The organism is Phaeobacter sp. JH20_29 (assembly GCF_048056175.1).
GTDB lineage: Bacteria > Pseudomonadota > Alphaproteobacteria > Rhodobacterales > Rhodobacteraceae > Phaeobacter > Phaeobacter bryozoorum.
Genome location: NZ_JAYMWO010000005.1, coordinates 196644 through 213006 on the forward strand (window position 1 = coordinate 196644; position 16363 = coordinate 213006).

Sequence of the window (16363 nt, forward strand, 5' to 3'; positions counted from 1 at the left end):
CGCCTTATCTGCCCTTCCACACCGGATCGCGTTTCTCAGCAAAGGCGCGCGCGCCCTCCATCTGGTCCTCGCTGTCATAGAGAATATCAACGCTGCGCAGCTGGCGTTTGGTGATCCGGTTCATCGCATCCTGAAACTTCGCATCCTCGGCGTCGCGGACAATCTCCTTGATCGCGGCATAGACCAATGGCGGGCCGGAGGCGAGCAGCCGCGCCAGCTCCCAGGCCCGATCCATCAGCTGATCTGAAGTCAGGATTTCGTTCACCAGCCCCCAGCGGTGCGCCTCCTCGGCGTCAAACCAGCGTCCGGTCAGCAGGAGTTCCATGGCAATGTGATAGGGAATGCGCTTGGGCAGTTTGATTGATGCGGCATCGGCCACCGTGCCCGACCGGATCTCTGGCAGGGCAAATGTCGCGTGATCTGCGGCCAGAATCATATCCGCCGACAGCGCCAATTCCAGACCACCGCCACAGGCGATGCCATTCACCGCCGCAATCACCGGCTTGTTCATATCGCGCAGCTCTTGCAGGCCCCCAAAGCCGCCGACACCATAGTCGCCATCCACCGCATCTCCGTCGGCGGCGGCCTTCAGATCCCAGCCGGGGCAGAAGAATTTCTCGCCTCCCCCGGTCACAATTGCCACGCGCAGGTCGGGGTCATCGCGAAAATCCCGAAACACCTCGCCCATGGCCACGCTGGTTTTCAGATCAATGGCGTTGGCCTTTGGACGGTCCAGGGTGATCTCCAGAATGGCGCCATCGCGGCGGGTCCGAATGGGGGTGTCAGTCATCGGTGGTTTCCCTCTCTCGCAGCAGTGCATCCGCTGCTATGGCATCGCTGGTCGTACAGATCAGCGGATTGATTTCAAGTTCTTCCAGCCTGTCCAGATGGGCAAGCACATAGCCTTCAACCGCGCGGATCGCGCGCAGAATTGCGGCACGATCCGCCGCAGGGCCGCCGCGATACCCGCCAAGCAGCGGGGCAATGCGCAGCTGATCCAGCGCCTCTTCCAGCATGTCCTCATGCACCGGCAGCAACAGCGACAGGCTGTCCTGCAACACTTCGCTCAGCACCCCCCCGGCACCCAGCGTCAGCACGAACCCATGGGCGGGATCCCTGATGACCCCCACCAGCAGCTCGGCCACGGTCCCGGTGATCATCTCCTCCAGCAGCAATTGTTCCGCGCCAATCTCCTGCGCCGCCTCCATGACCGCCTCAGGCGAGTGGAGGTTCAACCGCACTGCCCCGGCCTCGCTCTTATGCGCGAAACCTTCTCCCTTCAGCACCAGCGGAAACCCCACCCCAGACACGATGTCATGCAGGCTCTCTGCCAGCGCATCACGGCTTAGCCTGTGGCTTCGGGGAACCCGCAGACCGGCCGCCGCAAGACGCTGTTTCGCGAGGCCTTCGGGGATCAGACTGGCGTCGCCATCCCCTGAGTCCGGACCTGGAAGGGCCAGGGGCAAATCAGATGGCACCGCGATACGACTGGCCGCCGCCGCCGCGCCCATGGCCTCTCGCAGGCCGCAGAGTGGCACCACGCCCGCCGCCAGAAGCCGCTGCGCGGTCTCTTCGGGCATCAGTTCTGGCAAACTGGCGACCATGGCCATTGGCGCACCGGTTTGCGCCCGCGTTGCTATTGCGGCCTCAACCGTGCAGGCCCAGTCTTCGGCCGAACACCGGTCTGCTCGTGGGAAATCCACGATGAGCATCACCATATCCAGATCAGGATGCACCATGGCGCTGAACGCCCGGGTCATCGCAGGCACATCGCGCCAGATATAGGTATGGTAGTCCAGAGGATTGGCCAGCGCGACCATCGGGCCCAGGGCTGCGCGCAGCGCCTGATGCTGGCCGTCGGACAACGGCGGAAAGACCACAGACTGCGCCTGCCCGAGATCGGCAGCAAGGCTCGCTTCACCCCCGGAGCAGCTGATCGTCGCAACCCGGCATCCGGCGCGGGGGCCAAGCACATGCAGAACCTTCAGCGTTTCCAGAAATACCGGCAAATCATCCACCCGTGCCACACCACAGCGCCGCAACAGCGCATCGGCACCGGCCTCCTGACCGGCAAGCGACGCCGTATGGGACAGCGTCGCCGCCTGCGCCTGATCCGAGCGTCCGACCTTCAGCGCCACGATCGGTTTTCCACAGGCGGCCGCCTGATGCGCCAGCAATTCAAAGGCACGCAGGTCGCGGACACCTTCGATATGCAGGCCAATGGCGGTTACGCGCGGATCCTCCAGCAGGCCGCGCGCAATCTGTGCGATATCGCTTTGCGCCTGATTGCCAACGGTAACCACATAAGCAATCGGCAGCCCACGCGCCTGCATGGTCAGATTGATCGCGATATTGGAGCTCTGGGTGAGGATTGCCACGCCGCGCTCCACCGGCACGCCACCGTGCTGATCCGGCCATAGCAATACCTGATCCAGATAGTTGATGAACCCATAGCAGTTAGGGCCGAGGATGGGCATCTCTCCCGCCGCTTGCAAAAGATGGTTCTGCAGGTCGGCCCCATCACCGGCCTCCCTCTGGGCCTCGCGAAAACCGGAGGCAAAACAGACCGCCCCCCCAGCCCCCCGGCGAGAGAGCGCCGCTACCGCTTCGACGGTGGCGTGTCTGTTGACGCCGATAAAGCTGGCATCGGGCGCGGCGGGCAGATCATCCACCGATGCAAACGCCGTCAAGCCGCAGACCTCCGCAGCCTTCGGATGCACCGGCCAGATCTGACCGGAAAACCCGATCTTCTGCAATTGTTCGATCACCAGACGACACCAGGCACCGCCACCGATCACCGCGATGGAAGAGGGCCGAAACAAAGTGCTGAAGTCACGTATCATTGCCACGGCTCCCGCCTGAACAGAGGCCCCGATGCCTTCGGCGAGGATATTTGGAGCCAGAAGATGGGTAGGGTTTCATTAACCAGAATCGACGAGCCTCGACAGGCGGTACAGGCGGGGACGCCGATGACCGCGCCAGGAGATGGCCCCCGGTTGCGGCAGCGCCCTTCCGGGGGCTTGATCCTTTCTGCATCTTCTGGCCTTAAATATCCTCGCCGAAGGCGAAATCTGACCCGCCCGCCCGACGCGTCCGGGTAGAGCCTGAGACCGTTCGCCGCCATGCTTTCAACCACCATGCGGACGCAACAGCTCCCGGCTGATAATGTGACGCTGGATTTCGCTGGTGCCTTCCCAGATGCGCTCCACCCGAGCATCCCGCCAGATGCGCTCCAGCGGCAGTTCATCCATCAGCCCCATACCGCCATGGATCTGGATCGCTTCATCCGCGACCATCGCCAGCATTTCTGTTGCCTTCAGCTTGGCCATCGACATGTCGGCCTCGGTCACACTGCCCTGGTCGAATTTCCAAGCGGCTTCCCAGGTCAGCAGGTTGGCGGCCTTCAGCTCTGTTGCCATATCCGCAAGTTTGAAGGAAATGCCCTGAAACTTGCCAATCCGCTGGCCGAACTGGCGACGCTCTGCGGCGTAGGACACCGCGTGATCAAAGGCGCGCTCGGCCCGGCCCAGACAGGTCGCAGCCACCTGAAGACGGGTGGCGCCAAGCCAGGTGTTGGCAAGATCAAAACCCTTGTCGACCTCGCCCAGCACTGCGGTTTTTGGCAGGCGACAGTCGTCGAACTCCAGCACTGCATTGGTATAGCCGCGGTGGCTTACGTTGCGATAGCCGTCACGGACAGTGAACCCCGGCGTACCCTTGTCGACGAAAAAGGCGGTGATCCGCTTTTTCGGGCCGCGCGCTGTGTCGTCTTCTCCCGTGGCCATGAAAACGATGGCAAAATCCGCGATATCCGCGTGGCTAATGAAATGCTTGGTCCCGTTCAGAATGAAGTCATCGCCGTCCGGGCGCGCTGTCGCGGTCATACCGCGCAGGTCAGAGCCAGCCCCCGGTTCGGTCATCGCAAGACAGTCCCATTTTTCACCGCGAATGCAGGGGTAGAGGTATCTCTCTTTCTGCTCCGGCGTGCCGGCCAGAAGGATATTCGAGGGGCGTGCGACGCAGGTCCAGTGCAGGGCGTAATTGGCGCGGCCCAGCTCCTTTTCATAGAGCAGCCAGGTCAGCGTATCGAGGCCGGCACCCCCCACCTCTTCGGGCATGTTGGCGGCGTATAGCCCGGCCTCTATCGCCTTGGCCTGGATGTCGCGGACCCGTTCCATCGGCAGATGGCCACTGCGTTCGACCTCCAGCTCGTGAGGATAGAGCTCCCTGGTGACAAAGGCGCGCGTGGTTTCCACGATCATCGCCTGCTCTTCAGACAGACCAAATTGCATGTCTTGCTCCCCCGTGATGGGATCCCTGTTGACGTTGACCTGAGCCTAGGGCTGGATACGGTCAGTATCGTGCAGCATCGGACATTTTCGTGCCAAACTGGAAGAAACCACACGCTGCAACGCAGCAGATCGACCTATTGCTGTTCGATCAGTTCTCTGGCCATTGCCTTGCCAATACGGTGGAGCCGCTGCGGGCCGCCAACACGTTTGCAGGCCGACCGCTGTACTCCTGGCGGTTCGTGACGCTTGATGGCAATACCGCGATGTCATCGGCGGCGATGGAGGTCAGCGCGCAGGCGCCGCTGAGCAAAGCTGAGGGCGATATGCTGATCGCCATGCCGAGCTACCGCTATCTCCGCCATGCAACCGAAGCCACATCGCGCGGGTTGCGGGCGGCGCAGCGGCGCTATGGCGTATTGGCGGGATTCGATACCGGTGCCTGGCTGCTGGCTGAGGCCGGGCTTCTGGATGGCTACCGCGCCACCATCCACAGCGCGGAGATCGACGCCTTTGCCGAGGCGTTTCCGACCGTTCAGGCCGAGATGCACCGGTTTCTGTGGGACCGGGACCGGCTGACATGCTCAGGCGCGATGGCGGCCTTTGACGGGATCCTCGACATGATCGCGCGACAGCACGGGCAGGCCCTGCGACTGGATGTTGCCACCCTGTTCCTGAGCGGCGAGCCAGGGGGGACCGGGACATCCAGACCCGTGCGCAGCGCCTCTGTCGGGCGTGCAATTGCGGTGATGGAGGCCAATCTGGAAACCCCGCTCCCGCTGGGCGAAGTCGCGCGACGGGTTGGGCGGAGCCTGCGGGATCTGGCACGTCGCACGCAGGGCGAATTGGGCACAACGCCGCAGACGCTATATCGGCATCTGCGATTGAAACAGGCAAGACGGCTTGTGTTAGAGACGGATTTCAGCATCTCGGAGATCGCCCTGCGCTGCGGCTATGAGAACCCCAGCGCGTTGACCCGCGCCTTTCGCAGCGTCTTTGCCACAACGCCAAGAGACCTGCGCCGCACCCGGAGATAGCAGCCGCAACGCAGGCTGGTGGTTTTCTTGATTTGCAAAAAGCAGCTATTGTTTGCGCTAGCGCGCAAGGGGTCTTGCGCTTGCGCGGGTTATCAGAACAATTGGGCCATGACAGATATCGCATTCCCAAGCTGGCCCGATGTAGCCCCCCAATTGATTGAAGTTGCGGCAGGTCGCCGCCCTGCGGACACGGTGATCCGCCAGGGGGTCTGGGTCAATGTTCACACCCGCGAACAACTGCCCGATCATGACATCGCCATCGTGGCCGGGCGCATCGCCTATGTCGGCCCCGATGCCAGCTATTGCACCGGCCCCGACACCGAGGTGATCGAGGCCAATGGGCGCTATATGATCCCCGGCCTCTGTGATGCACATATGCATATCGAAAGCGGGATGCTGACCCCCGCAGAATTCGCCCGCGCGGTGATCCCACATGGTACCACCTCGATGTTCACCGACCCGCATGAGATCGCCAATGTGCTGGGTCTGGAGGGCGTGCGCCTGATGCATGACGAGGCGCTGATGCAGCCGGTCAATATCTTTACCCAGATGCCGAGCTGCGCGCCCTCAGCGCCCGGGCTGGAAACCACCGGATATGAGATTTCGCCCGAGGATGTGGCCGAGGCGATGAGCTGGCCGGGCATCATCGGGCTGGGCGAGATGATGAATTTTCCCGGTGTGGCAGCGGGCGATCCCAAGATGCTGGCAGAGATCGCCGCAACCCAGCGCGCGGGCAAGACCGTTGGCGGGCATTATGCCTCGCCTGATCTGGGGCCGGATTTCGCAGCCTATGTGGCTGGCGGTCCGGCGGATGACCACGAAGGCACCTGCGAGGCGGACGCGATTGCCCGGATGCGACAGGGGATGCGCGCGATGGTGCGGCTCGGCTCGGCCTGGTATGACGTTGAGGCGCAGATTACCGCGATCACCGAAAAGGGACTGGATCCGCGCAATTTCATTCTCTGCACCGACGATTGCCACTCCGGCACGCTGGTCAATGACGGCCATATGAACCGGGTGGTGCGCCACGCGATTGACTGCGGCTGTGACCCTTTGATTGCCTTGCAGATGGCCACGATCAACACCGCGACGCATTTCGGGCTGGAGCGTGACATCGGCTCTATCACCCCGGGTCGGCGCGCGGATGTGATCCTGACCTCCGATCTGAAGACCCTGCCGATCGAGCTGGTGATTGCCCGTGGCGAGATCGTAGCCAAGGATGGCGAGATCACCGTGGATTGCCCGCATCTGGACTGGCCCGAAACCGCGCGTGGCACGGTGCATCTGGGCCATCAGCTGGGTGCTCAGGATTTTGAGATCGCCGCGCCTGAGGGCGCAAATGTGATCACCGCCAATGTCATCGGTGTGGTTGAGAACCAGGCCCCGACCAAAGCGCTACAGGCAGAGCTGCCGGTGCAGGACGGGCTGGTCGAGGCCACATTGGCCGAGGCGGGCGACATCTGCCAGATTGCGCTGGTGGAACGCCACCGGGCGACGGGTGGCGTCACCAACGCCTTTGTCTCCGGCTTTGGCTACAGCGGCAAGATGGCGATGGCCTCCACCGTGGCGCATGACAGCCACCATATGATCGTGGTCGGCACTGACCGCGCGCAGATGGCGCTGGCGGCCAATCGTCTGGCCGAGGTGGGCGGCGGCATCACCATCTTCCGCGAGGGACAGGAGCTGGCTCTGGTTGAGCTGCCCATCGCCGGGCTGATGTCCGACAGCCCCGCGACGGAGGTTGCCGCCAAGGCGCAGAAGATGGTCGAGGCGATGGAGACCTGCGGCTGCAAGCTCAACAACGCCTATATGCAGCATTCCCTGCTGGCGCTGGTGGTGATCCCCGAACTGCGAATTTCCGATCTGGGGCTGGTGGATGTGCGCAGCTTCGAGAAGATACCGGTCATCGCAAGCGCCGGGCCGTCCTAACCCCCGGCGCGTGTCGGCCGGCCCCCGTGTCCATTCCAGAGCCACCCCGTCATCCGATGGCAGAGTGCCCCCGTTTTTCAGTGATCGAGCATAATCATGACAACAGTTAAGATCCCGCAGCTTCCGGCAGCAGAAGAGTTTACAGATGCCGCGGCGGCCGTTGCCCGGTTGGAGCAGCTGTACCGTGAGGCGACACAGTTTCTATGCGCCGAGTTTTCGCGCATCCTGACCGATGGTCCCTCCGTCGGCAGCACCGGGACCACCCCGCGTATCCGCGCATTCTACCCTGAGATCCGCTTTACCACGTCGTCTTTTGCACAGGTCGACAGCCGACTGAGCTATGGGCATGTGTCGGCCCCCGGCACCTATGCAACCACGGTGACCCGCCCGGATCTGTTCCGGCATTACCTGACCCAGCAAATCGGCCTGCTGATCCGCAACCACGGACAGCCGGTGACCATCGCTGTCTCAGATACGCCAATCCCGGTGCATTTTGCCGTGGCGGCCGATCCCAGCCTGACGGTCCCACAGGAAGGCGCTGCCGGTTTCACGCTGCGCGATGTCTTCGACGTGCCGGACCTGGCGACCACCAATGACGACATTGTAAACGGCACCTATCAGTCGCCGGACAATATTGGTCCGCTGTCGCTCTTTACCGCGCAGCGCATTGATTATTCGCTGGCCCGGCTGTCGCATTACACGGCAACCGACCCGCAGCATTTTCAAAATCACGTGCTGTTCACCAACTACCAGTTCTATGTCGCCGAATTCGAAGCCTACGCCCGTGCGCAGCTGGCGGATCCGGCCTCTGGCTACAGCAGCTTTGTCAGCACCGGCGATCATGAAATCACCAGCGCGGACGCGGAGATCCCGCCGATTGCGAAGCTGCCGCAGATGCCGACCTATCACCTGAAACGGCAGGACGGCTCGGGCATCACGCTGGTCAATATCGGCGTCGGCCCGTCGAACGCCAAGACCGCCACCGACCATATCGCGGTATTGCGCCCGCACGCCTGGCTGATGGTCGGTCACTGTGCCGGGCTGCGCAACACTCAGACGCTGGGCGATTTTGTGCTGGGGCACGGCTATCTGCGCGAGGATCACGTTCTGGACGACGATCTGCCGATCTGGACCCCGATTCCGGCACTGGCGGAAATCCAGGTCGCGCTTGAGGATGCGGTGGCCGAGGTGACGGAGCTGGAAGGCTACGACCTGAAGCGGATCATGCGGACCGGCACCGTTGCCACCATCGACAACCGCAATTGGGAACTGCGCGATCAATCCGGCCCCGTGCAGAGACTGTCGCAATCCCGTGCCATCGCGCTGGATATGGAAAGCGCCACCATCGCCGCCAATGGCTATCGGTTCCGGGTGCCCTATGGAACGCTGCTCTGTGTGTCGGACAAGCCGCTGCATGGCGAACTGAAGCTACCGGGGATGGCATCTGAGTTTTATCACACCCAGGTTGCCCGCCATTTGCAGATCGGGATAAAGGCGATGGAGCAGTTGCGTGGCATGCCATTAGAACGTTTGCACAGCCGAAAACTGCGTTCCTTTGACGAAACAGCCTTTCTCTGAGGGTGATTTTCCCGCTAATTCTTCAAAAACCCCTATTTTATGGGGTTTTTGACAACACTACTCGTTGTGTTCGGCCACAACATAACGCTAGAGTTACGCGATGAGGCCCCATAACTCGGGCAGTGACAAGGAGACCTAAGAATGTCCAAACCGATGACCAAGACCCAGCTTGTTGCCGCACTGGCTGAAGAGATGGACAGCGACAAAAAAGCGGCAGGCGCTGCGCTTGACGCCGTTTGCGCGCTGATCACCCGCGAAGTTTCCGGCGGTGGTGCCGTGACTCTGCCCGGCGTTGGCAAGATCTACTGCCGCGAGCGCCCCGAGCGCGAAGTGCGCAACCCGGCCACCGGTGAGAAATTCACCAAAGAGGCCGATAAAGTGGTCAAGATGACCATCGCCAAAGCGCTGAAAGACAGCGTGAACGGCTAAGGGTCAAGGCACGGTTGACCGTGTTTCGGGTCGCCTTTCGGGCGGCCCTTTTTTGTGCCTGAACATCGCAGCTCCAGAAAAATCAAGATCCCCAACCGGCCAGCCGAATTAGGTTCCCAGCGAATGCTTGCCTTGCTAAACATATCGCGACCACACCCGAACGGGCTGCGGCACCGGACCGGCAGGGGGATATGTCGATGGATCTGCGCGCTTTGGCGATGGGGCTGGCCTTTGCCTTCATGTGGTCGTCTGCCTTTACTTCGGCTCGGATCATCGTCGCCGATGCTTCGCCGCTATACTCGCTTGCCTTCCGCTTTCTTATTTCCGGCCTGATCGGTGTCGCTGTTGCCCGCTACATGGGCCAGAGCTGGCGTCTGACACGCGGCCAGCTGCGCGCCACCATCGTCTTTGGCATCTGCCAGAACGCGCTCTATCTGGGCCTCAACTTCGTCGCCATGGAAACCATCGAAGCCTCGCTGGCCGCGATCATCGCATCGACCATGCCGATGCTGGTCGCCATCGCGCTCTGGCTGGCCTATGGTGAGCGGCTGCCCCGGCTGGGTGTTGCCGGGCTGCTGGCCGGGGTGGTGGGGGTTGCCCTGATCATGGGAACCCGCATCAGCGCGGGTGTCGACCTCTTTGGCGTCACGCTCTGCGGGATCGGTGTTCTGGCCCTGACGCTGGCCACCCTGGCACTGCGGGGGGCAACCTCGGGTGGCAACTTCATGATGGTGGTGGGGTTGCAGATGCTGGTCGGCTCTGCCGTGCTGTTCGCAGTTGCACCGATGGTGGAAACCTTCCGGCTGAACCCCAGCTGGCCGCTGGCGCTGGCCTTTCTCTACACCACCCTGGTGCCGGGGCTGACGGCGACCTTCATCTGGGTTCTGCTGCTGAACAGGATCGGTGCCGTGCGGGCCGCCACCTTCCATTTTCTCAACCCAGTCTTCGGTGTGGCTGTTGCCAGTCTGCTGCTGGGCGAAAAGTTGGGGCTGCTGGACCTGATCGGCGTCGGTATCGTCACCTTTGGCATTCTGGCGGTCCAGCTGGCGCGGCAATCGGCGCAGCAGCGCCCCTGAGGATGACACGTGCCCTGCCTCTTTCGTCACACACAAACGCGAGCGGATGAAATACAGCTTTGCTTTTGCCCCGAAGGACACCATTTACAGCTGAACAGCCAAGATCGGAGGACATGATGCGCAGTTATTCCAAAGACCCGGACGCCATTGCGGCCCTCTCGGAAGAAGAATATTACGTCACCCAGCAATCCGGCACCGAACGCCCCGGCACCGGCAAGCTGCTGGGCAACAAGGAGCCGGGTATCTATGTGGATATCGTCTCCGGTGAGCCATTGTTTGCCTCGTCAGACAAATATGAGTCCGGCTGCGGCTGGCCCAGCTTTACCAAACCCATCGAAACCGCCCATGTTCAGGAGCTGGAAGACCGGAGCCTGGGGATGATCCGCACCGAAGTCCGCTCGACCCATGGAGACAGCCATCTGGGCCATGTGTTCCCGGACGGCCCGGCAGATCGCGGCGGTCTGCGCTATTGCATCAATTCGGCCTCCCTTCGGTTCGTCCATCTGGACGATATGCAGGCAGAAGGCTACGGCGACTATATCGATCAAGTGGAGGATATTAGATGAGCAGCACAACAGAACGCGCCGTCCTGGCCGGTGGGTGTTTCTGGGGCATGCAGGACCTGATCCGCAAGCGCCCCGGTATCATCAGCACCCGGGTTGGATATTCCGGCGGCGATGTGCCCAATGCGACCTATAAGAACCACGGCACCCATGCCGAGGCGATCGAGGTGATTTTTGACCCGAGCCAGACCAGCTATCGCACGCTGCTGGAGTTCTTCTTTCAGATCCATGATCCAACCACGGTCAATCAGCAGGGCAATGATCTGGGCATGAGCTACCGCTCTGCGATCTACTATGTTGACGACCGCCAGAAAGAAATTGCCGAAGACACCATTGCGGATGTCGATGCGTCAGGTCTCTGGCCCGGCAAGGTGATGACCGAGGTCGAACCCGTTGGCGATTTCTGGGAGGCCGAACCGGAGCATCAGGATTACCTGGAACGGCAGCCAAACGGCTACACCTGCCACTTTGCGCGCCCGGATTGGGTTCTGCCCCGCAGGAACGAGACCGCCGCCGAGTAATCGGCTGACCATGCGATATCCGGCATTCCAGATAAAAGGCCCCGCCAATCGGCGGGGCCTTTTGCTGCCTTGCGCATGTTCTGCCGGTCAGCCGTGGGCAATGCGCGGACGACCGCTCGCCTCCACCGTCAGAAAGGCCTCGACAAAAACCTCCCGCGCCTCGACTTCGGCGATGCGGATATCCCTGTCCACCTGGATGGAAATATCCTGCGCGCCTGCGGCCTCTGCGGCGGCACGGGCTTCGGCCCGCAGCTCGGCTTCCAACCGCTCAAGAGCCTCCTGCGAACCGGTGAAATCCTCCGGGCCATTCTCCAGATGGACGCGAAACCGGCCTTCCTCAGGTGCGGTAACCGTGCCGCTGCGCCGCATGGTGATACGGCCCACCACTGCGCCAATGGCATTTGCCACGCCTGCGTGTTCCGGCAGGATCATACGGCAATGAAGCCGGGTCCCGACCGCCGGATAGTAGCTGGGCGCCGAGGCTCCAAGCCCGACGACATCGACATTGAGGCCAGCGCTGAGAGCGACCAGCCCCTGATGTCGGGATAGCCCGCGCTGCATCAGAACATGGCGGGCAAGCTGATCCGGCGAGGTTCCAAAGGCCGGAGCATCTTCGGCAATAGCAGTCTCTAACAGGGTGAGCGACGTCTGTTCCGTCATCTGATCTACGATCATCCGTGCCAATGTCACAGCATCCGGTGCCAGCCGGTCCCCCGACCCCACGCGGCGGCGGGCAAAAAGCGTCAGCGCCTTCTGCGCTGCATCGCCATCCCAGCTGCTAAGCCGTCCAAGGACATGGCTGGCATCGGACGGGGTGACCCCGGCGATCTGCACCAGGCCGCGATCCACCAGCCGCATCAGCGCGCCCTGCTCAATCCGGGTGTGCAGCACGGCGCCCAGCGGATGTGTCTGCGTCCCGATCCGGTCCAGAACCCGGGCCTCCCGGTCGCTCAACCCCACTGGTGTCTGTCCCGGAATCGCGCGAACAAACTGCCCGTCATATTCGCCGACAGTCACTGCGCGCAGCTGACTGTCGAGCGTTGCATGAACCACCTCAGGGGACATATAGGCGATCAGGGAAATCGGCAGCACGCGACGCGGGCCAAGGGTCACACCGCCACTCATACCGGCAGCGATCGGATGTACCTGACTGTCACCGCCCAGGCCGCTGGTGCGCATGGCCACGGCCTCAACCATGGTGCGATAGCCGCCAACCTCGGCGCCGGCCGGATCAATCTTGGGCTTGCCGTTCTCGATCAATGCGACATCGGTGGTGGTGCCGCCGATATCACTGACAAGCGCAGTCTCGACGCCGGTCAGCCAGCGGGCACCGACCAGCGATGCAGCCGGGCCGCTCAGGATGGTTTCAATCGGACGGGCACGGGCCTGCTGTGACGACATCAAGGCGCCATCACCCCTCACAACCATCATCTGAGCAGTCACGCCGAGCTCGCTCAGGCGGGATTCGGCGCGCCCGATCAACCGGTCGATCATTCCGATGAGCCGCGCATTCAGCACAGCCGTCAACGCCCGCTTCGGCCCGTTGAGCCGCGCCGACAGCTGGTGCGAACAGGTCACCGGAACGCCGGTTTCTTCTGCGATGATCCGGGCAACTTCCAACTCGTGCGCTGGATTGCGCGTCGCAAACTGGCCGGCAATGGCAAAACCGCTGACCGATACGGCCTCGCGCTGGAGAAACGCGCGCAGTGTCTCCCGGTCCAAGGGCGCCGCCTCGCTACCGGAATGGCTGTGCCCCCCCTCCAGCACCAGCGCCGGGTCGCCCTTCAACGCCTCGCGCAGGCCGTGACGATCCAGATCCGCCTCGCCGAACCCGATATAGATCAGCGCAACGCGGCCCCCCTGCCCTTCGACCAGCGCATTGGTCGCAAGCGTCGTGGACAAAGCTGCAAGCGCGATCTCTGACGGTGCTACCTGCGCCTGCGCAAGTACAGCAGCGACGGCTTCCCCAACTCCGATGGCCAGATCCTGCCGCGTCGTCAGCGCCTTGGCCTTTGCCAGCACATCGCGATCATCCCGGATCAATACCGCGTCGGTATAGGTTCCGCCCGTGTCCACCCCAAGCAAAAGCGCCATGCCCGTCCTCCGTTCGCCTTAATCTTGATCCTGGTCATCGGTTTAGCGAAGCTGCCGCGACGATCCATCCTGTTTGCGTCACCTCAGTCGCTGAACCGCCCAGCGGGCCGCATCCGCCACAGTCGGGTCAGAATCCGCGACCAGAGCCTCGGCCACGGGCCGCAGGGCCGACAGGCCGGAGTTACCGACGGCATAAAGCACATTGCGCACAAAGCGATCTCGCCCGATCCGCTTGATGGGGGATCCGGAAAACAACGCCCGGAACCCGGCATCGTCCAGCCGAGCCAGCTCCGCCAGCTGCGGAGCCTCGAACTCGGGTCGCGCCGCATAGCGCATATCGCTGGCGGCGACTGCAAATTTGTTCCAGGGGCAGGCCGCCAGGCAATCATCACAGCCGTAGATCCGGTTGCCCAGCTTGGCGCGCAGCTCCTCATCGACCGGGCCCTTGTGCTCGATGGTGAGGTAAGAAATGCAACGCCGCGCATCCAGCTGATACGGGGCGGGGAACGCATCTGTCGGGCAGGCCGCCAGACAGGACCGGCACGATCCGCAATGGTCGCGCTCTGCCGAGTCGGCAGGCAGGTCCAATGTTGTGAAAACAGAGCCTATGAAGGCCCAGTTGCCCCAGTCCCGGCTGACCAGATTGGTGTGTTTGCCCTGCCACCCAAGGCCCGCCGCCTGGCCCAGCGGCTTCTCCGGAACCGGCGCGGTGTCGACAAATACCTTGACCTCGGCAGGCTCATCCGCCCGCTCGGCTTCCGCGATCAGCCAGCGTGCCAGCCGTTTCAAGCGCTTCTTCACAAGATCATGATAATCCTTGTTGCGCGCATAGACGGAAATCGCGCCGCGCTCTGCCTGCCCCACAACGGCCATCGGATCCACCTCTGGCGTGTAGCTTTCAGCAAGCATGATCACAGAGCGCGCCTCAGGCCAGAGCTGGGCTGGATCGCTGCGCCAGTGGCTGCGTTCCTCCATCCAGCCCATCTGACCGTGATATCCCGCTTCAAGAAACGCCTGAAGCCGAGCGGGCACCTGCGGCACATCCCAGGGACGACAGATCCGACAGGCCACAAACCCCTCGGCAAGGGCCTGTTTCACCAACCTGTCCTTGATGCCGTGTGTCGCTATCATCTGGCTAGAAATATCCTCGGGGGTGAATTGAGTCCAAGGGACTCAAGAGGGGGCAGACAGCCCCCTTCTGCCCGTGTCTATCAGAAATCCAGATCGGCGTAATGGGCCGGTGGGCTGAAACCGGGGATCTGATCGGCAAGGATCGACCGGAACGCCGGGCGTGACTTGATCTTTGCGTACCAGTCCTTCACCACGGCGGACCGGTTCCAATCAACATCGGAGATATAGTCCAACGACGACAGATGCGCGGCGGCGGCGAAATCTGCCAGGGTCATTTGATCGCCAGCCAGCCAGCGGCGATGGTCCAGCAGCCAGGCCAGATAGTCGAGGTGATATTTGATCGCCCGCGCACCCGCCTTGACGTTGCCACTGTCGGGGTAGCCCTGCCCGGTCACCTTCTTGTTCACCCGCTCATAGAGCAGCTTTGAGGTGACCTCATGGTGAAATTTATCATCGAACCAGCTGACCAGGCGGCGCACCTCGTAGCGACCATCGGGATCGCTGGGCATCAACGAGGGTTCCGGGCGGGTTTCCTCAAGGTATTCGCAGATCGCGGCACTTTCGGCCATCAGCTTGCCATCCAGGCGGATCACCGGAACCTTCGCCGCCGGATTGCGGCGCAGGAAATCGGCCTCCTGCTCCCAGTAGCGTTCCTCGACCAGCTCGACCTCGATCCGCTTTTCGGCCAGGGACAGGCGCACTTTGCGGCAGAAGGGGGAGAGGGGCACATGATAGAGGCGGGCCATGGGACAGCGGATCTCCTGTTGCGGGTGGCTGGGATCAGACAGCAATGCCCAAAAGCGCCAGAAGTTTCAATCCTCGAAACAGGCCGCCCTGCCATCTGCGCGAATGGTGGCCGCCCCATCCATGATCTGCGCCGCCCGCTTGCGCATGAACGCGGTGGGTTTTGCTGCCGACCGCTCTTTGGGGTTGGGCAGAACGGTGGCCAGAAGGGCAGCCTGCCTGCGGCTCAGCTCATCCGGACCGACACCGAAATAATGCCGCGCGGCCGCCTCGGCGCCAAACACACCTTCGCCCATTTCAGCGACATTCAGGTAGACTTCCAGAATGCGCCGTTTGCTCCAGACCGCCTCAACCATCGGCGTCATCAGTGTTTCCAGCGCCTTGCGGAACCAGCTGCGCCCCTGCCACAGAAAGACATTCTTCACCACCTGCTGAGAGATGGTCGACCCTCCACGCTGGCCGCCTTCGGCGATTGCCGCACGGATGGCCTCCGCATCAAGGCCCCAATGCTGGCAGAATCGGGCATCTTCGGCGGCGACAACCGAACGCCCCAAGGCCGGAGCGATATGTTCGATGGGAACCCATTCGCGGTCAATATCACCAAGACGGCGATATTCAGACCAGATGGTATGGGTGATCGGCGGGTTGATCACGGAAAACAGCAGGATCGGCAGCAGGGTCAGCGCAACAAAGACCAGCGCAGCCCGTCCCAGCCAGCGACGCAGGAGACGACGCGGCGACAGCTTTGCGCGGGGTGTACCCTTGGCTGCTGCCTTGCTGCGGGCTTTGCCCTTGGGGGGAGCCTTGGATGCCCCGGTTGATTTTCCTGCCTTCGCCATAGGGTCTCTATACGGCACAGAACGGGCCTGCTCCAACCGCGAAATCCCTTGGCCCGCAAGAGATTGCCCAGCGCAGGCGCCCGGAGGTGAAAAGGCCCCGACCGCAGCAGCGACCGGAGCCCATCCAAGGCAC

General features: G+C 62.4%; 14 protein-coding genes. 7 read left to right on the forward strand and 7 right to left on the reverse strand.

Going from position 1 to position 16363, the window contains the following annotated elements; all coding sequences use genetic code 11:
- Nucleotides 1–4: 4 nt before the first annotated feature.
- From VWZ85_RS03705 to VWZ85_RS03715, 3 genes are all read right to left on the reverse strand, one after another.
- The gene (locus VWZ85_RS03705) at nt 5–790 is read right to left on the reverse strand and encodes a carnitinyl-CoA dehydratase (RefSeq protein ID WP_416541445.1); all 786 of its coding nucleotides are present in this window, start codon (nt 788–790) and stop codon (nt 5–7) included.
- Nucleotides 783–2843: an acetate--CoA ligase family protein gene (locus VWZ85_RS03710; protein WP_416587177.1), complete on the reverse strand. Its 2061-nt coding sequence runs from the start codon at nt 2841–2843 to the stop codon at nt 783–785. Before VWZ85_RS03710 ends, VWZ85_RS03705 begins: the two co-directional genes overlap by 8 nt.
- A 285-nt stretch (nt 2844–3128) precedes the next feature.
- Nucleotides 3129–4292: an acyl-CoA dehydrogenase family protein gene (locus VWZ85_RS03715; protein ID WP_416587178.1), complete on the reverse strand. Its 1164-nt coding sequence runs from the start codon at nt 4290–4292 to the stop codon at nt 3129–3131.
- Between the two features lie 89 nt (nt 4293–4381).
- Between VWZ85_RS03715 and VWZ85_RS03720 the strand changes: the two genes are divergently transcribed.
- The 7 genes from VWZ85_RS03720 to msrA all read left to right on the forward strand — a co-directional run bounded on the left by VWZ85_RS03720 (nt 4382) and on the right by msrA (nt 11422).
- Nucleotides 4382–5326: a GlxA family transcriptional regulator gene (locus VWZ85_RS03720; RefSeq protein WP_416542669.1), complete on the forward strand. Its 945-nt coding sequence runs from the start codon at nt 4382–4384 to the stop codon at nt 5324–5326.
- Between the two features lie 108 nt (nt 5327–5434).
- Nucleotides 5435–7255 carry an adenine deaminase gene (gene ade / locus VWZ85_RS03725; protein WP_416542670.1) on the forward strand — a complete coding sequence of 607 codons (1821 nt, stop codon included), beginning with the start codon at nt 5435–5437 and terminating at the stop codon, nt 7253–7255.
- Between the two features lie 96 nt (nt 7256–7351).
- Nucleotides 7352–8833 (forward strand): AMP nucleosidase, encoded by a 1482-nt coding sequence (locus VWZ85_RS03730; protein WP_340547024.1) that lies wholly within the window; start codon nt 7352–7354, stop codon nt 8831–8833.
- Nucleotides 8834–8974: 141 nt separating this feature from the next.
- A complete protein-coding gene (locus tag VWZ85_RS03735) occupies nt 8975–9262 on the forward strand; it encodes an HU family DNA-binding protein (RefSeq protein WP_014876311.1) in 288 nt (95 codons plus the stop codon).
- 197 nt (nt 9263–9459) lie between these two features.
- Nucleotides 9460–10338 carry a DMT family transporter gene (locus VWZ85_RS03740; protein ID WP_416534399.1) on the forward strand — a complete coding sequence of 293 codons (879 nt, stop codon included), beginning with the start codon at nt 9460–9462 and terminating at the stop codon, nt 10336–10338.
- A 116-nt stretch (nt 10339–10454) separates the two neighbouring features.
- Complete coding sequence (gene msrB / locus VWZ85_RS03745) at nt 10455–10904, forward strand: peptide-methionine (R)-S-oxide reductase MsrB (protein WP_340547249.1); 450 nt, start codon at nt 10455–10457, stop codon at nt 10902–10904.
- Nucleotides 10901–11422 carry a peptide-methionine (S)-S-oxide reductase MsrA gene (gene msrA / locus VWZ85_RS03750; RefSeq protein ID WP_416534398.1) on the forward strand — a complete coding sequence of 174 codons (522 nt, stop codon included), beginning with the start codon at nt 10901–10903 and terminating at the stop codon, nt 11420–11422. Before msrB ends, msrA begins: the two co-directional genes overlap by 4 nt.
- An 87-nt stretch (nt 11423–11509) precedes the next feature.
- On the opposite strand, the gene VWZ85_RS03755 is transcribed toward msrA, so the two are convergent.
- The 4 genes from VWZ85_RS03755 to mtgA form a co-directional block, all read right to left on the reverse strand.
- Nucleotides 11510–13516: a hydantoinase/oxoprolinase N-terminal domain-containing protein gene (locus tag VWZ85_RS03755; RefSeq protein ID WP_416587180.1), complete on the reverse strand. Its 2007-nt coding sequence runs from the start codon at nt 13514–13516 to the stop codon at nt 11510–11512.
- Nucleotides 13517–13594: 78 nt separating this feature from the next.
- Nucleotides 13595–14647, reverse strand: coding sequence for a tRNA epoxyqueuosine(34) reductase QueG (gene queG / locus VWZ85_RS03760; protein ID WP_416587182.1), 1053 nt, complete (start codon nt 14645–14647; stop codon nt 13595–13597).
- An 80-nt stretch (nt 14648–14727) separates the two neighbouring features.
- A complete protein-coding gene (locus tag VWZ85_RS03765) occupies nt 14728–15393 on the reverse strand; it encodes a glutathione S-transferase family protein (RefSeq protein ID WP_340547030.1) in 666 nt (221 codons plus the stop codon).
- Nucleotides 15394–15459: 66 nt separating this feature from the next.
- Complete coding sequence (gene mtgA / locus VWZ85_RS03770; protein WP_416542675.1) at nt 15460–16230, reverse strand: monofunctional biosynthetic peptidoglycan transglycosylase; 771 nt, start codon at nt 16228–16230, stop codon at nt 15460–15462.
- Nucleotides 16231–16363: the final 133 nt, after the last annotated feature.